Here is a 23,557-nt window from a genome sequence, read left to right as displayed (position 1 = left end):
ACTTAAAATAGTAAAACTTTAATAAACGCCTTCAGCTCTCTTCTCTAATTCAGCGGCATCCTTGATAATGATTAACTTACCATTTTGATCAATAAGACCGTCTTTTCTGTATTCAGAAATAATACGAATTAGAGTTTCATTGGCCGTTCCAATCATTGTGGCCATCTCTTCTCTTGTAAGCTTTAGCTCGATTTGAATTTCACCATTGATAAGCACGTTACCATGAGTCTTAGCAAGATCGAGTAGAAGTTGAGCTATTCTCTCGCGAACATTTTTTTGATGGAAAGCACTTGAGCGTTCTTCTGCAATTCCCATGTCGCGGCTTAACTTATTAATTAGTTCTAGCGCAATTGCTGGTTTATCATTGATTAGTTTTAATAAACTTGGTTTATCAATAAAACATACGGAAACATTATCAATGGCCGTTGCTGTTCCATTGAAGTCTTGAGCAGTAAATAGTGATCTGTGGCCAATAACATCTCCATGTTGAGCAATTCTCACAATTGTCTCTTTTCCATCGGAGCCTGTTTTTGTCAGCTTGATATTTCCTGATTGTACACAGTAGATACCTGCTGGGCGGTTTCCTTGCGAAAACAGCTTTTCACCACGTTTAAACCTTAATGAAGATGCAGTAAGTGATACTTTAGCAGCTTCTTCATTTGATAACCCACAGAAAATCCCTAACTCTCTTGATGGGCAATCTACACACTGTCTCTTTTCCATAATTTATACCTTTTCTTGGTTAAACCAATCTTATCACTTCATATATCTAAATTAAATAAGTTATAGGGGAAATAATATGACGAATATCATGTTTTAGTGTTAGAAGGTGTTTTTCTTCTTAATATTTTTAGTAATTTACTGTATCGCAGTACAAACTTTAGATTTAGGTTAACAACTTAAGTTAAATAGCTTAAATTAAAGGCTTATTTGACAATATTGGTGGACAAAATGAGCGACAATAAGAAAGACAATAAGAATAATAATTTAGCGACTACTGACGTTATTTCTTTAATTCTTAAAGAGTCTAAGGCCTATACTTCGATGGAGTTAGTTAATAGCTACATCTCTAAAGGGGAAAGCCTTGAAAAGCTACCTGTTCAGCCACTTTATGTCTCAATTAAGGCCCTGCCTGTTGAAGTCAAATCTCACGCTCTTAAGCTTCTGTCTAAAGAGCAAAGAGAAACTTTCTATGATATTGACCTTTGGACAAAAGATGAACTTGATATCAATGAATTCACATCATGGGTAAGTACAGTTGCTAAGTGTCCTGATGAAGAAATTCGTTATGAATTTGTAAAATCAGATCAGTTCATTTTATTTCTTAAGGGACGCTTCAATGTTTGGACTTTCGATGTTGAAGATCCTCTCTATCCAGATGATCACGACAACTACTTTTTAACTGAAGATAATCTTCTTTTATTCGAATTTGATGAAGATAATGAAGTTGTCGATGAAGTACGCCAACTTATCAAAGACCTTTATACTGAAGTTGGTGTTGAAGCTGCTTACCAGCATCTTTTTAAAATGATTTCTGAAGACTATATGATCTACAATGAGAATCAGTATCAAGATAAGAAAGAAAGGCTAAGAGACTTTGGCTTCGTTGATTATTTCGAGGCCCTACAAGTGGTTAATCCATTTCCTTCTGTTGGCCATATTGATTTATTCATTAACAAAAAACAGCCTCTAACTGGTAATATTTCGACAAAAGGTAAACTTCAAACACTTCACCAAAATTCGATTATTGCCTTTGAAAAGAATGCTGCAAGTATTCACGAGGAGCTGAATAAGGTTCAAGATGAGAAGCGCTTTAGCTACCTACATTTCAACTTTATTCGCATGCTTAATGCAAGTATGGAGTACTATGGGGTTTTAAAAGATGGCCCTGTTGCTATGACTCGTATTGGGAATCAGAACCGAGAATTAATCCTTCTTGGAATGTCTTATATTAAAGATATCCGAAACTTTGCTGATGAAAGTATTTTTGAGTACTTTGATTTTACTGATATTTATAAGATTGGAAATTCGCTCATTCGCATTCTGCAAAAGGATGTGAAAAAGGCGCTAAGAAATCATCTCTTTGAAGATACTGAAGAGAATTTTTTAGGTGCTTCTTTTGATTTATTTCTAGATGATTTCTTTAGTGATCTTGTGAAGTATCGTGACAATGACAATAAGATTGTTGTTGTTAACAATGTTGAAGTCTGGAGAAAGTTACAAAGCAAGTGTAAGCTTCTAATTGAGTTGATGCCTTTTATTAAAACACTTAAAGAGACTTATTTATCTCTTAAAGACGATGGCATGCTTTCTGATAACTTCTATTTAAACTACGATATTAACTCAATTGATTTTGAGGCCATCATCCTCTCAACTCTTATTAATTACAGTCTTGATAAGTTTGACAAAGATGACTCTCGCAAAATGGGTGTTTCAATTGAAGAGTTTAGAGAATTTTCTAAGAAATCTAACCTTAGCTCAGGTATTTTTCAAAATGATTACATTACCCAAAAGGTTGCAGGCTTTGCTCAAACCTTTGGACTTGATCAAATTGAGAATATTAATGAGTATATCCTGAAAATATTACACGACCATTTAGCGGGTTATGAATTTGAAAATCTTCGTGATGATGAGTTTAAGCACGTTGGTGGGCCTATTATTTTTAACACCTTAAGTTAGTCTAATACGTGTTATTAGTTATGGCTAATGTTTGAAGAATTGTCTTTCTTACATAGTTGTAAAATTTTCTCTCCCATTAACAAGTGATTAATGGCAATATGCCGTATCAATTTGAGAGGGAGATGAATATGAAATCATTGATGAAATTACTTCTTTTAACAGTTGTCACAACAACATCACTAATGGCCGCTCAGGTTAAGCTTGTTCATATCACAAATGACGAGGATCAGAGCTTCTATCATCTAGGTGTTAACGTTGATGAAGAAATGGGAGAGGTGACATCAGTCTATAAAAAAGAATTTTCTGATAAGGGAAAAATCATTGGAAATGAAACATATTCTCTCGAACAAGTGATGAAAGGTGTTGTTCTTGTAAGAAGAAGCGATCGCGATGTTGTTAAGATCACTGTTAGTAACTTAAACCCTTCTGATGGTGGTGATATCGAAATCGATACTCTTTATAGTGGAGTAAATGATAGTCGTAAAAAGTATTCTGCATCTGTAGAAAGAGTTGGTGAAGATTGGCTCTTTAATTTTGAAAATAGAAGAACTAAAACTCTTCATTTCATCTCAAACAAAGTATTCCTAATTGGTGTTGTTGGAATCAAAGACATCAAAAGAAAATAAAAAAAAGGCGAACTAAATGTTCGCCTTTTTTATTTCGTATTTAAAATCTTAATAAATTCTTTTAGAAATGCCGGTTGATTCTTGTAGCTTAAAGTAGTCATATAGATATTCATATTCTTTAGTCCACTTACTTGCTCTGTCGTAAAATTATCGTGCTTCGATAATGTATGATCTGGTACAACAGCAATCCCCACACCATGCTTTACAAGTGCCTTGATACTCTCTAGAGAGTCCACAACGATCTTCTTTGGTGGCGCCTTTGTTGATAATTTATGAAGGTGGTCAAGTTCACTAAAAACAATCCACGTATACTCGTGAAGCTTCCTCTTATTGATTACTTCATTTGAGATGATCACAAATTTTTCTTCAAATAATTTTAAAGAAGATGTGAGGTCTGATTGGAAATTATCTGTTGAGAAGATAATATCGTATATACCATCCTCAATCCCACGTCTAAGTGCTGGGCTATCGGCTACGTGAATGAAAATATCTCTTTTATAATTCTTTGCATACTTTGCAAGGATAGGGTTAAACCAGTTAACTAGTAGTCCATCAAGAATCCCGATATGTACAGGACGCTCTTGAGTGGTTTCAAAGATATTACCAAGGCTATCTTCAAATTGGTCGATAGACTTTAGAAGTTGCTTGGCCTTCTTTGTTAAAATAACTTTCTTACTTGAGCGAATAATAAGCTCTTCATTCATCGATTCTTCAAGGAGTTTTACTTGTCTTGAAACTGCTGATTGAGCAATCTTCAACTCTGCGGCAGCTTTTGAAAAGCTTAAGTATTTTGCCGTAAGAGTAAACGCCTTTAGGTAACGATAGTCCATTGCTTACAGGGCCTCTGCCTTAGGAGGAATCTTTGTTTTATCTTTACGCCAGAATTTGCCTTGGAATTCTTCTTGTTGCTTATTAGTTACAACAAAACCTTCTTCGTCATTGATATAATTAAATTGGTAATCAATTAAAGTTTCACCAAGATAAAATGCCGTAAATGGATCAATAATAACTTCGATATCCATACAAGGGACAGGAATTAGAAAATCATCATCATTTAAGTTATGGAACCCAATTGAATACTTAAATCCCTCACAACCTTTACCACTAATAAGGATTCTTAAGTACTTTCCTTGTAGTGTGAAATCATTTTCAAGCATAAGATTGAGTTGATCTTGTGCTACTTGAGTAAAAGTAAGTTGTGGTAGTACAACTTGTGAGCGGTCAATATTATAATGCTCAGACTGCTGTGCGTTGTCAGATTGATTTTCCATTAGATTTTCCATTAAATTGTGTTGTTAGAGGGCTTTTAGCAATTAAACGAATCCTTTTCAAGAGGTTTTTCTTGAAATAAATTGGTAGAATACGAAAGCTTATGAAAGGAGCGATAAATGCTTAAATATATAATCGATATTCCAAATCCCCACACTCACTTAGTTAATATTTCTTTAGATGCAGTGCTGGATACAAATTCAAATGAAGTTCGCTTCTTTATGCCTTCTTGGTCGCCAGGCTCTTATTTAATGAGAGAGTACTCTCGTCATATTAAAGAAATCAAGGTTGAAGATTCGAAAGGACAACGTCTTTTCCATGAACAAGTTTCAAAGAATGAGTGGAGAGTTGATCTTACTCACCCAAGTTTTAAATCGACTTCATTTGGTGAAGATGGAAAAATAAGAATTGCCTATAGTATCTATTGTCATGAATTAACTGTGCGTACTTCTCATGTTGATAACACACATGCCTTCTTACATGGGCCAAGTGTTTTTCTTGGCATTGAGGGGCAAAGTGGTAAGTCACATGTAGAAATTAAAATTAATCCACTTTGGTCAAAAGTAACAACGGCCTTAAAAGATATTTCTGAAAAAAGAGATCATTTTATCTATGAAGCGCAAGACTTTGATGAGCTTCTTGATACTCCAATTGAAATTGGATGCCATGAGACTTATGGTTTCATGCACCAAAATAAAGAACACCATATTGCTTTCTATGGAGATTTTGCTCATGCTCAATCTTCACAAGAAGTGATGGATAAGCTTAATGATGATATTAAGACGATCGTTGAAGAGACTGCAAAGATAGTAGGGGACGAGCTTCCTTACGATCACTATTATTTTATCACTCACTTAAGTCCAAGTGGCTTTGGTGGACTTGAGCACTTAGACTCGACGGTACTACAATTTTGTCCATTCCATTTAGCAAAAGAGAAAGGCTATAAAGAGTATATGGAACTTGTTGCTCACGAATACTTTCACCTTTGGAACGTAAAAAGAATTCGTCCAGTTGAGCTTGGGCCATTTGATTATAAAAATGAAAACTACACTCGTATGCACTGGTTAACGGAAGGGATGACTAGCTTTGTTGATCAGCTTATCACTTATCGCAGTGGCTTCTATTCTCTAAAAGAATACTTAGAGTGTATGAAGAAGAATATTAACAATTACCTTGGCACTCCTGGGCGTGGTTATCACTCTCTTGAAGATTCATCATTCAATGCCTGGATTAAACTTTACCGTGCTGGTGAAAACTTTAAAAACTCATCTGTTAGCTATTACCTAAAAGGTGGGCTCGTTTTCTTTATTCTTAATACACTGATGAAGAATGAAGGAAAGGGAATCAACGATCTTGTTCGTGCTCTATGGGCGGATTATAAAGAAAGACCTGCTGTGGGAATTACAAAAGAAGGCTTCTTCGAAATCCTAGAAGGACTTGTTTCTAAAAATATTAGCGATGAATTTAGACTTCTTGTTGAAGGTGTTGAAGAAATTGATTTTGAAGATTACTTAAAGCGCATGGGTGCTAGTGTTGAGTGGACAACTCCTAAGCTAGATATTGGTGCAACAGTGGCCGAAGAAGGTGGAAAGCTTATCATCAAGTCAATTCGCCAAGAAAGTTGTGGATATAAAGCAGGACTAAATGCAGGTGATGAACTTATTGCTCTTAACTCATTAAGACTTGATAAGAAGGCCTACGATACAATGGCCGAGATGTATAAAGAAAATGATCAAGTTGATTTCTTAATTGCTCGCACAGGGAAGTTGATGACTTTAAGAGTTACTCTTGGAAACGGTCTTAGAGAGATTAAAGAAATTAATATCGAAGATGAAAAGAAATTAGAAAGCTTTTTATTTTAATATTCACTCAGGGCAAGCTTAAAGGGCCTGCCCTGATATTTCTCTTCGATGATTTCATAGACAAGCTTATTGTCCTTGGGCCCTTTAAGAACTCCCTTTTCTAAAATCTCAAAGTCAGTTAAGACCAATATCTTCTCATTTTCATCATCATGAAAAGGTGAGTAGGCCTTGAAGGCCGCTTCCTTAATACACCAGATCTCAAGAGGAGAGTGTATATTTAGTTCTCTTTCATGTGAGACAAAATACTTAAAAGTTCCTTCACGCATTTTTCGATCAGACCACTCAATATCAATACCGACTGACTTAACATCTTTATTTGTGCATAGCGCACAAGCCGCAAGCTCTTTCGTGTGACTAATTGAGACTAGCATATTGTCATGATTATCTAAATGTAAGTGATTGATAATAGATATATCTTTAAGGCCAGTTAATGAAGATAAACAATAACGACTCAGTCTAAAGTCATTGCGCTTGTCGGCCATGAAGCCTTCTGGTAGCTCCTCTTGGCCAAGGTATAAAAATGTACTTCGCATGAATTTTTTGTTGCTCATCAGCATTTCTTTTGCCATTATGCTCTAATATTAAGTCAATTAAATTAGCCTAAACTTTTGGAGTTAGCAATGTTACCACCGGATGCATATGAAGCAATCGTAAAAATGATCTTTGTTTTAATGGCAGGATGTGTACTTTGTATGTCCAAAATCAAGGCGGCCGAAATTGATCATAATCAGGTGTTTAAAACGCAAGTTTACTCTCAAGCAATCACAATCAAGAAATAAATTTTCATTGGACACAAATCCTCTTTAGTCCTTATAATATAGGGAGTTATCCATCTATACTGCCACGGAGAGGAAGTAAATGAGTGTCCCAAGTAATCTAATTCAAGGTTTAAATTTTCTACGTCCCAGAGACAAATCAGGTAAGCACCAAAAAGTAACAGACTACTATGGTGAAAATACGTTTGATATTCAAACGGCAGAGGAAATCCCTGATTCAATTAAAGAAGAAATTAACGAGGCGATACATTCAAACTCTCATATCTCTAAGGCCCAGGCCGAGATTGTTGCAAAGGCCGTTACAAAGTGGGCCCTTGATAAAGGTGCAACTCACTTTTGTCACTGGTTTCAACCTTTAACTGGATCAACTGCTGAAAAGCACGACGCTTTCTTAGATTTTGACTACTCAACTGGAAGACCTATTGAAAAGTTATCAGCGTCTCAGCTAACTCAAGGTGAGCCAGATGCATCTTCTTTTCCAAATGGTGGATCTCGCTCTACTTTTGAAGCACGTGGCTATACTGCTTGGGACTTAACATCTCCAATGTTTTTAATTGGTACAGGTGAATCAAAAACTCTTTGTATCCCAACTGCCTTTGTTTCTTATCACGGCGAGGCCCTTGATATGAAGACACCACTTCTTCGTTCAGTTTCGGCCCTGGGTGAAACTGCAAAGAGATTCTTTCACCTATCAGGTGAAACGAATGTTAAACGAGTCATTGCAACTTGTGGTGCAGAACAAGAATATTTTTTAATTGATAAGAATTACTATAATTTAAGAGAAGATCTTGTGATGACAGGACGTACTCTTTTTGGAGCTCCTTCAACAAAGAATCAACAATTAGATGATCACTATTTTGGGGCCATCAATGAGCGTGTGCTCGCTTTTATGGAAGAGCTAGATTATGAACTTCATAAACTAGGAATTCCTGCAAAAACTCGTCATAATGAAGTTGCACCAGGACAATTTGAGCTTGCTCAAATCTTTAGAGATGCTAACGTTTCAGCTGATAATAATCACATGGTAATGGCCATGATTGAAAATGTGGCCATTCGTCATGGCTTTGTTGCGCTTTTACATGAAAAGCCGTTTGCCGGTATCAATGGTTCAGGAAAGCACCTTAACTGGTCACTAGCAAGTGATACGGGAATTAATCTTCTTGACCCAGGAAGTGAACCACATCAAAACTATCGTTTCTTGGCTTTTACTTCTGTTGTTATTGCAGCAGTACATCGCCATGCTAAACTTTTAAGGGCCGCAATTGCTTCTCACAGTAATGATCACCGCCTAGGTGCTAATGAGGCCCCTCCTTCAATTATTTCTGTCTTTACTGGTTCAACAATTGAAAGAATCTTTAAAGCAATTAAAGAAGGTGAGGAATTCTCTCCTGAGTCACAAACGATTCTTGATCTAGGTGCAGGTGCACTTGCTAAGCTTCCAAAGGATAACACTGATAGAAACCGTACTTCACCATTTGCATTTACTGGAAATAAATTTGAATTCCGTGCCTGTGGTTCAGACCAATCAATTGGTTTTCCTCTGACAATTCTAAACGGTGCCGTAACTGCAGTTTTAGAAGAAGCAAATAATCTTCTAGAAGCAAAGATTCGTGATGGTGTTTCTATCGATCAAGCACTCCTTGATATTTGTCACACATTTATCAATGAGTCTTGGGATGTTATTTTTAACGGTGATGGCTACTCTCAAGCGTGGCTTGAAGAAGCCCAAAAAAGAGGACTTCCTAATTTAAAAACAACAGCTGATAGCTTAAATGTTCTTGTCGATAGACAAGAGACAGCATTTCTAACGAAGCATGGTATTTATCGTGAATCAGAACTCGATACTCGCTACAATGTACTTCTGGAAACATATATCACGAAACGTAATATCGAATTTGGTACTCTTTCAAATATGGTTAACCAATTAGTTATCCCTGCGGCACTTAATTACAAGGCCAAGTTAACCGCATCAATTGCTGCTTCAAAGGCCATTAAAGTCGAAGCGTCAGTAGAAACAGAAATTCTAAAAGATCTACAATTCTCTTTAGAAGCTGTTTTTGAGCAAAATAGAAATCTTAAGAATGCCTTGGCAGGTTTAAGTGATGTACATGATGAAGAAAAAGTGGCCCATTCATTAGCTTATGAGTTAATGCCTATTAGTGAGATGATTGCTGATCACTGTGGACGTCTTGAAAGTATTATTCCGGATGATTTATGGCCAGTGCCAACTTATTTTGAAATGTTATTTTTGATTTAATAATGTAGAAGGCCGCCAATAGGCGGCCTTTTTTATTTAAAGCTTTCCTTGCTCATTTAATTCTTCTAATTTATCTCGTCCACCAATTCTTTCTCCATTGATAAAGATTTGTGGAACCTTCGTTTGCCCAGTGATAGCAAATAGTGACTGGTTAGAAGTATGTTGCCCAAGTATGATCTCGTTATACTTATGCCCTTTTTCTGTTAGAAGCTCTTTAGCGCGGTGGCAGTGTGGACAACCTGGACGTGTGATAATAGCAATTGCCTCTGGTGCTTTCGCTTCTGGGTTTAAGTACTTAAGCATTGTATCAGCATCTGACACTTCAAATGGGTCACCTGGTTTATCAGGTTCAATAAATGATTTTTCAACAACACCATCATTTACCACCATCGAGTAGCGCCACGTTCTTGCCCCAAATCCAATATCAGACTTATCTACTAATAGTCCAATTCCCTTAGAGAACTCACCATTGCCATCTGGTAAGACACCAATTTCATCTGCATGTTGATCTTGTATCCAAGCATCCATAACAAATGCATCATTTACAGATAGGACGTAGATAGCATCAACACCTTCTTTTTTTATTGCACCAGCAAGCTCATTGTAACGAGGAAGGTGAGTTGATGAACACGTTGGTGTATATGCACCAGGTAGTGAAAAAACCACAACTCGCTTACCTTTAAATACTTCATCATATGTTAGGTCAACTAGGCCACCATCTTTAAAAATTTTAAAAGAAGTCTTTGGAACCTGCTTTCCATCAATACTTTCAAATGCCATTATAATTCTCCTTGTTTTTGTTTAGTTTACTTAAGTTGACCATAACAATAGGTCATCACTTTTGTCTTGTCTTTATTATCGGCACTATCTCCTAATAATTCTATTAAATTAAAATTAACTTAAGATAAGCAAAATCTATTAAAAATTCTGGGTAACTATTCAAAACTTGATGAATGACAATAAATAATAAGAATTTCTTGCATCGTGTCGAATAATGAACGTAGAATCCCTTTTAGGCTAAAAGAATCTGTATTGCACGTTCGTTCCCGTTTCTTTTCCGCTAGTGAGCCTTGGGTATTGGGTAATCACTAAAGGGGGACGTGGTGAACTTAAAAAGTAATACAGAGGACAGAGTGAAGAAAACACTTATTCTCTTAATTTTCACATTTTTATTTAATACAAAGACGTCGATTGCTCTTGCGCAAGATGATGTCGTTGAACCTGTTACTTTTTCTAATTTTTCGGTTGATAATCATAAATTAGAAACAGAATTTTCAAGTACGGACTTGGCCGATATCTCGCCAATTTACCGACAAATCTATGATAATTACCAGGCCAATTATCAGGCAATAGGTGATCGTCTAAGTCATGATGCCAATGGCTTCTTTGGTGGAGTTAATCTTGTCGGTTGGCGACATGCTGGAGATTTTCATGGTTTTAAAGTTCTCTTTAACCGAAGTGCGGCACCTTCCTTATTTGATGAAGATCGCTACCTCGTTAATGATGAGATGGTTATTGAAATTTCAGCTAGAAACTTCTTAAGTGCACTACAACAAAAGGGGATCATTAATATATCTCCATCTGTCTTAAAGTCTTATAGTAATCTTTCCCTAAAGAGAACAATGAGATTTAATCATTTTGCTGACAATGTTGAAGATGCACTCCAAACAAAATTTGATCGACTTTTCTTTATGTATAAGTATTTAAGGCCGGAGAATTTTTCTAAACTTGGTGATTATGATTTTATCAAAAAGGAAGATGCGCTTACATTTGCTGCTGGTGCAGCCGCCACTGCTTCTTATCAAGGAATTGGTGTCGCTGCTGGTGCTCTTGCAAAGTACGAAAGAAAATCAACTGTTGAGATTCAACGTCTAGGGCCAGCTGATAATGCTAAGGCCAATGAGATGATTCGATTAAGCGCTGAGGATTCAAAGTTAATCTCTGCAGGTGCCAATATTACTTTAATGGCCGATTTCTTAAATCTAATTAGACTTACTTTATTTCGTTATGACTTTAATTATAGCTTTGAGAAGTCATATAAAGCATATATGTCTTTATATGTTGATGATTTAAACAATAGTGAGAAATTAAATGAGCTTAAAGGCGTTGTGCGTTTTGGTAAATTTAATTACTCAACACTTGCGAGTAATATTACTTCTTATGAAAACCGTAAGAAGGAATTAAAAGAATCGAAGTATCTTGCTTTCATCATTGGTGGAGTAAAGAACTCTCAAACTGAGTCAACTGAGGTTGTTAAGGATGGGAGAGTTTATAAATTCTTCTCTCATCGTTATGAAAGACTATCTTATACTCAAAATATTTTCTCTAAATTACTCGGGGCCGTCTTAGGTAAGCTTATTGGTTACGATCAATTAGTTTCTAATGACCGTGTTGAATCGAAGAAAGTGAATATAAATTATCAGTCAGAAGAAGAACTGATTCATGCTAGACGAGACTTTGATATCTTCAGCAGTAACGTATTTACGATGACTTTTGATCAGCAAAGTAAGGTTAATAAGGACTATAGTTGGGCAGTGTCAAAGACAGAAGATAAAATGAAGGATCTTGTTAGGGCCCGTACAAATAGCTATGGAAACTTTGTCTCGATGTTTGATAATTATCAAGTCCGAGCTCCGGCGGAATTTACATCAACTATTACGATGGATAATTCAAATATAGCTAATTTTTTAAATCGTAATTCAGATGAAATCTACAATGTCTTCAAAGAAGCGTGTGGAGGAAAATCGAAAAATATTTTCGTGAAGCTTCGCTCTCTATTTAGTAGCTGTCGTCATAAATTATATGACTCGTATGCAGACTTTTTAAAGGAGTGGTCGACTGGCAATTACACTTCTGAGATTAAAAAGAAGTGTGAGAAGAAGTATCGTTGGAAATATATTTTTAGGCCATCTAAGAGAAGGTCAATGATTGCAGCATGTATGGAAATTGGTTCTAAACAGTTATTTGCAAAATATAAGCATGAACTACCGCTGTGGCGTTTTAAAGATATTGCATATAATGTAAATAATCAGATTAAAAATGATCATCTTTTGACACGTCTATTTGGGTCACATCCTAATAAAGGTAGTGTAAGTGCAAATTTAAATGGGAATATTCCTTATCAAAATTTCTACTCTGAAGGTGTTAATAAAGAGAATATTTTTACGCAGTTTCAAATTAAAGAAAATCTAAGATCACCAGCATCTTTATAAGATGTATAACGTTGTGGACGCCCTTGTTTTGGGCGTCCCAATTTCTTGGCATTTTATGCCACATTTTTAAAAATCGAGAAGATGCCTATTTATTAGAATTCTATTAAGAAGCCAGTTGTTCTATCCCAAGCTATCTATTCATGCTACTATAGCTTTTATGAACACATTTTACTTATTCTTCTATCATCCAAAACTTAAAGATCTTCTTTTAGAAGAAATTAAGCTAAAGCACCCCAAGCTTCACCTAAGCTTTTCTAACAAAGAGTTTGTTAGCATGAAGGGGCCAGATAATTACGAAACACAGCTTATTAAAAAGCCTGTTGCCTTTGCACGTAGACAGGCGACTTTTATCGATAAATATAATGAGATCCCTCTTGATGGTGAGTATATCCGAGTGGGGGAAAATCAATTTTGGCACTTTGATACTATTATCACTCCTGTCGATACCTTCTCTTTAACGGAGAGTGAAATTTCTGATGAGGTTCCTGCTAGGGCCTATCATAAGGCGTGCCAAGCATTTAGGCTTTATAAAGAAGAGATTAGTGCGCAAGATCAGATTGTGGAAATAGGAAGTGCTCCAGGTGGAATCTCATACTATGTCCTCGAAAAAGGGGCCAAGCTTGTCTCAGTTGATCCGGCGCTTATGGATCCAATTATTTCAGAAAAATTTGGAGATCAATTCTCACATATTAAAAAGAGTGTCTTTGATGTGACTAGGGCACAGCTACCAAAGCACTGTGACTGGCTCATTTCAGATTTAAACTTGAATGGAGATTTAAATACGAATCAGTCGCGTCGTATAATGGACTTTTATAAGAATATTAAAGGTGCTTTCTTAACTATTAAGACACCTGTAATTAATGATCTTAAAAAGGTTGATGATTGGATAAAGGTATTTACTGCTGATAAGAAGTATGAAGTCTCTGTCTGTCATCTTCCTTCGCATCGAAGAGAAATCGGAATGTTTATAAGGCCACGCAAATAGCGTGGCCTATGTTTTTTATTGGTTTAAAACTTCAATTGCTTTTTCAATCCAACCTGACATGTAATTAGTTAAGTCTTTCTTTGTCTCAACATAATTAATATCGGCCTGAACTGGAACGTTTTCAGAATTTAACTCATAAGCAGAGTCAATTCCTAAGAGATTACCAAATTGGTGACCTTCAACACCGTATCCAAATAGCATATTTGGGATCTGTGTTGAAAACACGTTATAGCGGTCCTTAAATTGCGTGTTATACACGTCATTTGAGCGGTATCCTGCACCAGTACCGTTTGCATGAGTACCTATTAATTTCGCTCTTTTTGAGCCTTGCAGTAGAATACTTGTAATATCACACGCTGAAATACAATTTGGTGAAACTAGAGCAACGATCTTTCCATCAAATCCACCTACTTGTGGGTCAGCTGTAATATCAATATTCTGAGTTGCACGAGAAAGCATTCTTCCTTCACTTGCAGCTTCAAAGAAAGCATCAGATTGCATTGTCCAATCACTTCCATCAATGTCTTTAAAGATTTCTTCAACACCGTAGTACTCAATTAGTTGTCTCATATAACGAGTAACTGCTGAGGCCCAAGTAGCATTTGGGTATGTTTTATCTGCTTCTGTTAGCATAGAAAGAAGTTGAGCAGGGTAGCCACCATTACCACCACCATTATTTCTAATATCTAAAATAAGGTCTAAGTTTTGTGCTTTAAAGAATTTAATATTTTTTCTAAGTGCTTCGATAAAAGAGAGCTGCTCACCTTTAAAGTATACTGTTGATACTGAAAAAGAGTTTACCTGCATATAAGCATATGCTTTTGCATCTTTAAGAATTAGAGCAGAGTGAACGATAGGGCTTCCACCACCATTTGCTGATGTCCAGTTTTCTAATTCAATAGCACCTTTTGGAAGGCCTTCTGGTAAAGTATCGACTTTTAGACTTGTGTCTTTTACAAAAGTTCTCTGTTGATTATCCCATTTAAAACGAAGCTCTTTTAATTTTAAGAAACCTTTTTGATCAAGGTAGAATGAAATATCTTTCTTTCTTACGATACTAGTATCACCAGAGTAGTATAGAGGTAGGCGAACCTTGTGAGTTTCCTGTGTTTTTGCACTTCTAAATTCAATGTCAAAATATGGCCTTGTTGGAAATAGAAAGTAGCGCTCAATTAACATTGCAGCAGCTCTTGATCTTGCAAAGGCAGGACTTGATGCGTCAATGTAAGGCATAAGTGCATCAATTGCATCACTTACTTTTACACCGTCAACACTGATTAGCTCATCACCTAATTCGATCTTATTAATGTAGTAGTTTTGTGTTTCAATAACTGATTTTTCAATAACCTTGCCGTATTTTGAGGCAATGATTACTTTTCCGCTAGCTTCAACTAACTTTGTATTAAAACCTGATACAATCCATGGAGCTGCAATATGAGTACTTAGTCCAAAGTGTGTATCTTGAAAGTTAGCAATTAACTTTCTTGCACGATCGTAGAACTCCATATTACTTCTTGCTTGTGAAACAGCATCATCAACGTCAGCAATTGTTTGCTCAGCTTCAATTGCTTCTTTAAATATCTTATCTCCGTCAACACCGATGCGCTTCTTCTTTACTTCCCACAGGGCGTATTCAGCTTTTGTTTGCTTGTATAGATCTGTAATAATCTCAACTCGATCGATTTGATCGATGTACCAGAAATTCTTGCCAGAAAAAGCAGATTTATTAATTTGCATTCCATAGCTTGAAACGGCCATGAAACTTAATAGTAGTAGGGACATTATTGTCTTCATTGGGCTCCTTTTGTGAATGGAGAAAAATAGCAATGAGGCCTGCGCAAGTCATGGTACTTGGCATTAATTATTGAAATTATTCACACTTGTACAAATTCGAAAGGTAGCACTATGACACTAATAATTATTGCAAATAATATTTTTTTGACGGAAATGGCCAAAAATGTTGTTAGAAATTGAATAAGATTTCTCTTGGCCCTTTCTAAGCGCGCAATTTTATAGGTATTATTAGTGCGCAGGATGAAATTGGGGAAATTTTAATAATCTTTTGAGATTTTACTGATGCTTAAGCTTATTCCTAAGATGTCCCCATCAACTCTAACAGGAGAGAGTAATGATTAGACAATTAGCTGTTTTGCCAGGTGTTATTGTTGGAACGGGGCGCCGAGTTAAGCGTATTTATCGCTCGGAACTAAGATGCATTAACGAACTTGATGAATTACAAGAGTTTCAACAACTCGCTTACCAAAGAATTGGTGTTAAATTTCCTTTAGATTTTCTTGCTAGAAATAAGACATTTGCTCTGTTTAATAAACACGGGCTAATGTGTGGTGGTTTTACTTTCGCACTAGGTAGTGATTCTCGTGTCGTAAAAAGTTTACCTGATGATGCCCTAGCAAAATTAAAAAAAGATGTTCCAGATTTTGAAAATGATTTATTCGAAGCCACAGCACTTTGGATGTCACGCTATCAACGTTGTCGACTGCTAGGAGTTTACTTCTGGCTTATGATGTATATTGAAGCATCACGCATGGGACGTAACTTTTATATTTATGCATACTCAAGTGCCAAACCAAAACTTGGTGAGATCTATAATACAATACGCCCGTTTAGACTTTATAAAGGCTATACTAAAATGCTACCTGGTATGAGTGAGCCTGATGATGAAGTTATTGAGTATGGAACAATGATGAATGTCCATTTATCATTTGGTCGCATCGTAATGTTCCTTTTAAAGAGACTACTAAAAGCTCGCTCAATTAAAAAAGTTAAATCTTATAGCTAGTCTGGCTAGCAAGGAGCGTTTGTATGTTGACCTTGGAAGAGGTCGTTGCCCCTTACTCACATATTAGGCTGGCGACTAAAGAAGATAACGAAGGGATCTTAAACTTTTATAAAGATATTCATATGGAAACTGGTGATGAAGCATTGTCATTTGATCGTGGCAGTGACTTCTTCAAGTTTTACGAAAGAAAAGGAAACCATTTCTGGACCTTCTTATTTCTAAATGAAGACTTAAGTATTTGTGGTGTTGGTACAATTGTAAGACACTTACGATTTATCGATGGTGACTATCGACCTGTTGCATATTTTTGTGATTTAAGAGTTTCTCCTCAAGGAGGAAGAAGAGCAAAGGTACAGTGGCGTAAATGTTTTGCTGATGTCATTGCTGCTCTTCCTAAATTGGCCGAAGATCTTCGATGTGAAATGGCCTACACCGCGATCTTATCGGATAATGAAAAGGCCATAGCTTCCTTAACAAAAGGAGGGCGAGGTTATAACTACCGCTATATCAATAATTATCACGTCTATTCTGTTGTGATTCCTGCAGTCTTTAATCCAACGTTTTTTGATGTAAGAGAAATCCCTTTTTCTGATTTTTCAACTTTCTATACACAAGAGGCCCATGAGTTAGACCTTATGGAGGAGCTCGATGATCAAGAAGGTAATGCCTATTACGGTGTATTTGATGGCAGTGATTTAGTCTCAATCTTTATGATTGCCAATCGCGATCTTGGACGATCTTACAAGTTATATAACTTAAAGTTTGCAAAGAAGTTTTTAACTAATATTGTTGAAATGATGGGAAGGCCCAAAGTTGATAATGGTATTTTAAAAACCTTAGAGGTTCAATACCTCTGTTTTAAGTCTGCTATGAGTAACGATACAAAAAAAGATATCATATCAGCTATGATTAAATATTTAAAAGATTCACATCTGTTGAGTCATTATCATATCTGTAACTTATATACGGGACAGGATGAGATTCACTTCTCGCCACTAATTGACGGCGTTGTTGTGGAAAGCACAGGACATATGTTTGAAATTCACAGTGATGAGAATCAGGGCCTATGGCCTAAGAGATCTTTTCGTTTTGAAGGAAGTCTTCTGTGATATGGCCTTTTAATATTATTTCTAAACGTTACTTTGGCCGTGACTGGGTAGGTGTTTGGTATGAATTATTAAAAGAAAGGGGAGAGAACGATCAATGTGTGATTGGCCGTGCTAAGTGGCATGACGGTAACCTTCTTTCACCAGAGTACTTTGAATACTCTCATTCTCTGATGGATGGAAGTGCCTCAATTCCTTATTATTTAACTCAGCTTGGAGCAAAGAGAACTCCAGTCTATTCTAATTATCATAAGAAAATATCTTTTTGGAAACATCTGATGCTTGCTTTAAAAGCAAAGGATATTTCACCTGCAAGTGCTCCTGAGTGGAAGGAGAAAAATGATAATAGGCCTAAGGATAATTATGAATTTGAGGTAGGCGTTCTTAACCATGAGGAAACTAAGGCCTTTAATGATTTCTTAAAGGAGAAGAAACTTTCGCAAAATGTTGTTCTTCTAGAATTAATTAATCACCACGTTTTTTCTCTCATAAAAGATGATGCACAAGAGTTAAGATACTCATGGCTTCTGCCAATTAATATTAGAGGGATTGTAAATAAGAAGAGTTCTTACGAGAATCATACTTCTTTTGTTCAACTACGCTTAAATGCGAACTCTGATTATAACGAAATTAGAAATGGCTTTTCGCAAAAAGTAAAAACTCTAAATCACATTGGCCTATGGTGGGTTCATCATATTGGTGTTTTATTTGGCCGTAATTACATGGCAAAACTTTCACGAAACTCAGCGACTAAAAATTTCTGGCTAGGAACATTCTCTAATATTGGCGCCTGGGATGTTAGTGATGAAAGTTATAAATCTCTTGGTCAAGATGAAGTGTGGTTTGCAACGACTCCTGGATCTAAAAATTTTCCAGTAGGAATTGTTGCAATGGAGTTTAATGGCCAATTAAGTCTCAGCTTTAAAATTCATCCTTATATAGCAAAAGATAATAGAGGAGCGGCCAAGGCACTCCTCGCTAAGATTATTGCTGATATTAAATTTAATTACAGTTAAGAACTTGAACAGCTGGTGTTGAGCCTTGTAGCTCAGCAGCCACGTTGGCCGGAAGACAATACACGTGTGCATTCCACTTTAGACCTTCTAGGAAATAATCCACTCGACCTAATTCATTATCATTGTCTGTGTTTTGCATGAATCGCTTAACGTTACCAACACCAGCGGCATCTGCATCTGCCAGTGTCTCTTCTGGAAGTCCATACTGCCCATGAGCAAGACCAAAACCAACATAACCATCAGCACACATGCTCTGCTGACATGCAACGATTGCTAACTTTTCACGATCTTTCATATGTCCTGTTAGTGGTTCAAAATCTGAGTCTGGTAGATTTTGAAGCTCACTTGATACAAAACGATTTGTATATGCTGATACGTTCGAATAATTCTTAAGCTGACACTTGTTGTTTTGCGGATTGATATAACCTGTACAACATAAATTAGCATCATCACCGGCCTGCATCTGTGTTCCCGCTGGCATACAACAAGCAAACTCATCACTTTCAAATACTGGCTTAAATTCGTTAGCTTTTGATAGTGGCTCGTAGTCAAGAGTATCTGCAATCATATAACCGTCAACACCATATTCAGGAGCTGCTGTATCATCGCGGTAAATAGGTTTACTACACTTGTTATCACTCATATCAACTACACCTGAGATATGATCTTTAATAACAATATTTGGAATACCTGTTAGTTCAAAATATCCAAGCCACTTTGTGATATCTTCACCGATTGCGTCTGGAATATCTACTAAAGAACAACTAGATGTATTTTGCGCTTGAGTTGCACTACAGTTTTGCTTTGACTGATCAGCGTAGTTGTAACATTTGAAATCTTCAAGTGAGTCCTGGCCGTGTGCTTGCATTTTATTTGGTCCCCACTCATGGCCACCACCATTAACTTCTTTATTGAAACTACGAACCCAGTTTTCGCTACAGCACATTTTCTTTCCATATGTTGAAAGTGCTTTAAATTGTGAGTAAGCACTAGCTTCTGGAATTCCTGCATCCTTTGTGGCCATCGTCATTGTGTTTAGCCCGTCTGTTTCTCTCTCATACTCTGTTAGAACATTTCCTGAGAAGCGTGTCGAAGTTTTTGCTCCAATTTCTGCTCCAGGTACTCTTGTAAGATCAACACCATCACTATTTGTGATTGTTGAATCATTTGAAATTGGTCTTCCAAAGATATCAAGAGTAGGGACTTTAAATGTATTTCCCATTTGAGTACAGCAACGATTATTTCTTATGTCATAGTCATCATCACCAACACGAGCTGGTTGTGAACATACTTGTTCTGTTTGCCAGAAAGAAAGTTCATACTGACTTGTGGCCGTGATTAGATCATCGATTGATACACCTTTTGTATTATCTGTTACAAATTTAGAAGCTGAACAATCTAAATCTGTAAAACAAGTTGAACCTGGTGCTCTTAGACATGCATTAACAGGTAGTGCCTGTGAGTCAACATATGGTGCATCTTCATCTTCAAGATCTTTCAGTAAATTATTATTTGTCAGTCCATTAAAAATCTCTAAGAAGTAAGTACTTAGGTTTTGAGAACGAGAAAGAAGTTGTAAGTCAGATGTTCTTGTACTCACATTATTAATGCGGTCAAAGGCAACATAGTCTCCTGTCGTATCGAAAGTTGGACAGCTTAGGTAAGTATTAAGATTCACATTATTTTGTAGATCTGTAACAGTGTTCCCCATATTCCCAATAAAGTCTGGTACTAGAACTGATTCGCGATCCATTGAAACGACAACATCTTCTAGATTTGCATCACGTCCAGGAAGGCATAGTCCCTGAACATTATTAAGAAGTAGATTCTTCTTTGCATTAGAATTAGGTGCTTCATTACCAATATAGTTAAATGGACGGCCAAGTGCTGGTGCTTCAAGACCTACTGTTGAAACAAGATCTTCATCTGAATCAACTTGACCATTTTGAAATGCTAGGGAAGTTGCCTTACGAGAAAGACGATTGTTGAATTTTTCATTATTGGCACCTTCTAGTGGCTGACAATGATTGTTGAATGAACAACCGTGAAGTCTCTTCGAACCGACTGTCGTGTAAGATTGAGACGAGTTGTTCACATTATTATATTCTGGTAGACAAGCTGCTCCACGTCCTCTGTATACACATCTTTTAACTCCACCAGAAAAAGTTCCACTTAAAGATAGTAGACGATCAATATCACTTTCTTGTGGGATTTCATTTCCGTTAACGTCAAAATTTGGAAAAGGTGACGATAGAGTTGATATATTTTCACAAGCGTAATCCCAACCTAGAGCTGAGACACATTCATTATCTGTGTTACAGGCATGAACCTGCTGGCAAGTTGCACCATCTGTTGCATAGTCAGTAGTTGGAATATTTGAACTACCATTAATAACTGAATCCTGTACTGTTACAGAGTAGCTGTTTTCAACAGTTTGGTCTGCAAACTTAGCATTAATTGCTAAGAATAGCTTATTACTTGTGGCCTTAATTCTTCTTTTTGAACCAACTGCGAACCACTTGACTCCATCAAATGATCCAATAACAGATCCGTAGTTGAATCCATACCAGTCGCGATCATAGCCATTAGCAACCATAAAGTGCTGTGCCTTCATGCGATTTAATCTTTGATCTTGCTGATCTTCATATGGCTGATGAGTCCAAGCAAGCATTGTTGCTGGTACAAAACAGGCACGTCCAAATAAAAAGTCATCAGAGCGATATTTTGTTGTTTTTGTACGCGATGATGTTGTTAGGTCCGGTTGATATCCAGCTGGGCCATTTATAAATTCATTTGAAAGATACTTTAAACTTGAAGCGTAGTAATCATTTCCACATGATGAACAACTAGAGTAGTTTCCACCTGAAACGAAGATATCATAAGTTATACCTTCATTTACTTGGATTTCTTTTGCTGCTTTGGCAGCTGTACTTGTCAGATCAAAGCTTCCATAAATCTCACTAAAACCAACGTAATCCGTTAGATTGTTTGGCTTTGACTTATCACCGTTAGCATAGGCAAATGCTGTTCCTTCTTGAGCGAGGTTTGGTTCAAGAATAACATCAGTAAGCGTTAGGTCTTTTTTAGAAACACCATTGCTGTCAAAATACCTTTGCGGGGCCGTCTTTGCAGAGAGATAGAATGATTGTTGTAAAGGAGCTTGTGGTTGATTTGAAACTAGGTAACATTGGTAGTTTACAACCACGTCATTTGTATCTCTTACTTCTTCTAGTGCACATTGAGAAAGTGAACATTTACAGTATGTCGCAATCTCTTGTTGAGCAGCTTCTTTTGAAGTTAGAATCGTAGGATAAGTGCTAAGGTCTACATAAAATGTAATCTTAACAGTCTGTGAGTCCTGAACAATATAATTGTCTCCAAAGACAACTTCATTGATTGATCCAATTGAAAGTGTCCATGAAGAATTCTGTGTTCTTGTGACTTCATCAACTTGAACAACTAGCTTATTTCCTAAATTTGCATAATAAGGAATTTGGAATCGCTGTGTACCAGGGTAGTGGTCTGTTGCCATCCCTTCATTTTGTCCCTGCTTATATACTTTATAACATTGTGCTTGGAAGTTATTGATTCGTTTACATGAAACATCAGTATAGGCATCAATCTCTAAGTTCTTGTACTTATTCGTCTCACTATATGGAGTTGTAATTTTAAGTTTTGTTGTATCTGTTAAGTTGTCATTCTCTCCTGATATTGACACTGTTCCTGGAACAATAGCAGCACCTTCTTTATAGATGATTCCATTTTGATAACGTACTTCATGAACAGAGTTTGCAAAAGGCTTTGTTCCTTTATATGTAGAAGCAAAATTTGTATCATCAATATTTGTCTCGTAGTTTTCTTCTAGATCAGTACGAGCACCTTCATAAATTGTTGTACAGATACCTCGCTCACCATCAAATGGAGTGGTACATTGAAATAGTTGCTTTAGGCGATTAAAGCGAATGGCCGCTTCTTCATCTGGCGTATAATCCTCATCTGGGTCAGTTCCAGGTACAGAACCTGTCGTACAGATATTATAGTAATTTGGATAGTTATAGATAGCAGATGGGTTAAGATCAATCTCATTCAAAACAGTACTTGGAATATTCTGTGTTTTTTCCGATAAATCCTGAACACATTGTCCATTAAGACAACAGTAGTCACTACCATTTCCACTACATTGTGAATCTTGTGAACACAAATTTCCTGTGTCAGGTGTTCCTATATAAGTGAAGAATAGTTTGAAAGAAATATTATTTCCAAGGGCCGTTGTAAGGTCATCCCCTGAACTTGTTGTTAATAGAAGTGAACTTGACGTTGTTGTTATATTTGAACAAGTTGGACAAATTTCATCAATATCGTATTTTACTTTCGTTGAATTTAGGGCCTTACCTACAATAAATGACTGAACATCAATATTGTCACAATAGCTCTGAGTAATAGACTTATCAATTGAGCGATAAGTAAATTTTAAGAAGTATTCTTTTGAATTCTCTGAAACGTTAATTGTGTATTGTGGAAAACCAACTGCCACTAGTGGTGTACCACTCTCAATACCAGGGAAGTTAACGACAGCACAGTAAGTCTTATTAAGATTTACTTTCACATAATTATGAATTCCACGGCCCCTTAATGTCAGCTTATCATCAAAGTAATTATCCAATTCAAATACGCCATCATAGACATTACCTGCATATTGAATATAGGCCCTTGAATCAGCGAACGTTGGATCGTTGATCTCTGTTTCCACACCATCGTTTTCACTGCTAGATGTAGAGCGATTATTAGCTGCCTGAGGTACGCATGAACTTGCCATCATAAGCATTAGCGTAAACATCAGAATGAATTTAAACTGTTCCGTGTATTTCTTCATTTACTATCCCAAATAGTTATCGTCTCAATCACGTAACTACTTAAGATTAATATAAAGTAAGGTTAAAATATGCCGCAGTAAAATCATAATAAAATG

Annotated in this window: 17 protein-coding genes; 10 read left to right on the top strand and 7 right to left on the bottom strand. The window is 36.5% G+C overall.

Annotated elements, in window-relative coordinates; translation table 11 throughout:
- Nucleotides 1-18: 18 nt before the first annotated feature.
- Entirely contained in the window at nucleotides 19-723 is a 705-nt protein-coding gene (locus C0Z22_RS06160; RefSeq protein ID WP_103217466.1) for a Crp/Fnr family transcriptional regulator, read from the bottom strand.
- Nucleotides 724-951: 228 nt separating this feature from the next.
- Between C0Z22_RS06160 and C0Z22_RS06155 the strand changes: the two genes are divergently transcribed.
- Nucleotides 952-2,679: a DUF6178 family protein gene (locus C0Z22_RS06155; protein WP_103217465.1), complete on the top strand. Its 1,728-nt coding sequence runs from the start codon at nucleotides 952-954 to the stop codon at nucleotides 2,677-2,679.
- A 128-nt stretch (nucleotides 2,680-2,807) separates the two neighbouring features.
- The gene (locus C0Z22_RS06150; protein WP_103217464.1) at nucleotides 2,808-3,305 is read left to right on the top strand and encodes a hypothetical protein; all 498 of its coding nucleotides are present in this window, start codon (nucleotides 2,808-2,810) and stop codon (nucleotides 3,303-3,305) included.
- A 29-nt stretch (nucleotides 3,306-3,334) separates the two neighbouring features.
- On the opposite strand, the gene C0Z22_RS06145 is transcribed toward C0Z22_RS06150, so the two are convergent.
- Both C0Z22_RS06145 and C0Z22_RS06140 read right to left on the bottom strand, forming a co-directional pair.
- Nucleotides 3,335-4,135 carry a LysR family transcriptional regulator gene (locus C0Z22_RS06145; protein ID WP_103217463.1) on the bottom strand — a complete coding sequence of 267 codons (801 nt, stop codon included), beginning with the start codon at nucleotides 4,133-4,135 and terminating at the stop codon, nucleotides 3,335-3,337.
- 3 nt (nucleotides 4,136-4,138) lie between these two features.
- Complete coding sequence (locus tag C0Z22_RS06140; RefSeq protein WP_103217462.1) at nucleotides 4,139-4,576, bottom strand: iron-sulfur cluster assembly accessory protein; 438 nt, start codon at nucleotides 4,574-4,576, stop codon at nucleotides 4,139-4,141.
- A 117-nt stretch (nucleotides 4,577-4,693) separates the two neighbouring features.
- Between C0Z22_RS06140 and C0Z22_RS06135 the strand changes: the two genes are divergently transcribed.
- Nucleotides 4,694-6,436, top strand: coding sequence for a M61 family metallopeptidase (locus C0Z22_RS06135; protein ID WP_103217461.1), 1,743 nt, complete (start codon nucleotides 4,694-4,696; stop codon nucleotides 6,434-6,436).
- Here C0Z22_RS06135 and C0Z22_RS06130 read toward each other — a convergent pair.
- Nucleotides 6,433-7,005: a 4'-phosphopantetheinyl transferase superfamily protein gene (locus tag C0Z22_RS06130; RefSeq protein ID WP_103217460.1), complete on the bottom strand. Its 573-nt coding sequence runs from the start codon at nucleotides 7,003-7,005 to the stop codon at nucleotides 6,433-6,435. The genes C0Z22_RS06135 and C0Z22_RS06130 overlap by 4 nt on opposite strands.
- Before the next feature lie 51 nt (nucleotides 7,006-7,056).
- Here C0Z22_RS06130 and C0Z22_RS15995 point away from each other — a divergent pair, with 51 nt between their 5' ends.
- Nucleotides 7,057-7,215 (top strand): hypothetical protein, encoded by a 159-nt coding sequence (locus C0Z22_RS15995; protein ID WP_158246831.1) that lies wholly within the window; start codon nucleotides 7,057-7,059, stop codon nucleotides 7,213-7,215.
- A gap of 79 nt (nucleotides 7,216-7,294) precedes the next feature.
- Nucleotides 7,295-9,469: a glutamine synthetase III gene (locus C0Z22_RS06125; RefSeq protein ID WP_103217459.1), complete on the top strand. Its 2,175-nt coding sequence runs from the start codon at nucleotides 7,295-7,297 to the stop codon at nucleotides 9,467-9,469.
- A 36-nt stretch (nucleotides 9,470-9,505) separates the two neighbouring features.
- On the opposite strand, the gene C0Z22_RS06120 is transcribed toward C0Z22_RS06125, so the two are convergent.
- Nucleotides 9,506-10,249, bottom strand: coding sequence for a glutathione peroxidase (locus C0Z22_RS06120; protein ID WP_103217458.1), 744 nt, complete (start codon nucleotides 10,247-10,249; stop codon nucleotides 9,506-9,508).
- A 323-nt stretch (nucleotides 10,250-10,572) separates the two neighbouring features.
- Here C0Z22_RS06120 and C0Z22_RS06115 point away from each other — a divergent pair, with 323 nt between their 5' ends.
- Complete coding sequence (locus C0Z22_RS06115; protein WP_103217457.1) at nucleotides 10,573-12,681, top strand: hypothetical protein; 2,109 nt, start codon at nucleotides 10,573-10,575, stop codon at nucleotides 12,679-12,681.
- Between the two features lie 157 nt (nucleotides 12,682-12,838).
- On the top strand, nucleotides 12,839-13,666 hold the full coding sequence (locus tag C0Z22_RS06110; protein WP_103217456.1) for an SAM-dependent methyltransferase: 828 nt from the start codon (nucleotides 12,839-12,841) through the stop codon (nucleotides 13,664-13,666).
- 15 nt (nucleotides 13,667-13,681) lie between these two features.
- Here the strand turns inward: C0Z22_RS06110 and C0Z22_RS06105 are convergent, their stop codons facing one another.
- Nucleotides 13,682-15,460 (bottom strand): S41 family peptidase, encoded by a 1,779-nt coding sequence (locus tag C0Z22_RS06105; RefSeq protein ID WP_103217455.1) that lies wholly within the window; start codon nucleotides 15,458-15,460, stop codon nucleotides 13,682-13,684.
- 334 nt (nucleotides 15,461-15,794) lie between these two features.
- On the opposite strand from C0Z22_RS06105, the gene C0Z22_RS06100 reads away from it, so the two are divergent.
- Genes C0Z22_RS06100 through C0Z22_RS06090 form a run of 3 tightly spaced genes read left to right on the top strand, consistent with a single transcriptional unit; the run spans nucleotide 15,795 to nucleotide 18,588 of the window.
- On the top strand, nucleotides 15,795-16,466 hold the full coding sequence (locus C0Z22_RS06100; protein WP_103217454.1) for a hypothetical protein: 672 nt from the start codon (nucleotides 15,795-15,797) through the stop codon (nucleotides 16,464-16,466).
- Between the two features lie 23 nt (nucleotides 16,467-16,489).
- Nucleotides 16,490-17,575: a hypothetical protein gene (locus C0Z22_RS06095; RefSeq protein ID WP_103217453.1), complete on the top strand. Its 1,086-nt coding sequence runs from the start codon at nucleotides 16,490-16,492 to the stop codon at nucleotides 17,573-17,575.
- A complete protein-coding gene (locus C0Z22_RS06090; RefSeq protein ID WP_103217452.1) occupies nucleotides 17,572-18,588 on the top strand; it encodes a hypothetical protein in 1,017 nt (338 codons plus the stop codon). The genes C0Z22_RS06095 and C0Z22_RS06090 overlap by 4 nt, the downstream gene beginning before the upstream one ends.
- Here the strand turns inward: C0Z22_RS06090 and C0Z22_RS06085 are convergent.
- Entirely contained in the window at nucleotides 18,575-23,461 is a 4,887-nt protein-coding gene (locus tag C0Z22_RS06085) for a hypothetical protein (protein WP_103217451.1), read from the bottom strand. The genes C0Z22_RS06090 and C0Z22_RS06085 overlap by 14 nt on opposite strands.
- Between the last annotated feature and the right edge of the window lie 96 nt (nucleotides 23,462-23,557).

It is taken from the genome of Halobacteriovorax sp. DA5, assembly GCF_002903145.1.
Classification (GTDB): domain Bacteria; phylum Bdellovibrionota; class Bacteriovoracia; order Bacteriovoracales; family Bacteriovoracaceae; genus Halobacteriovorax_A.
Note: the sequence above shows the minus strand (reverse complement) of the source record. Positions and strands in the feature narration are given on the sequence as shown.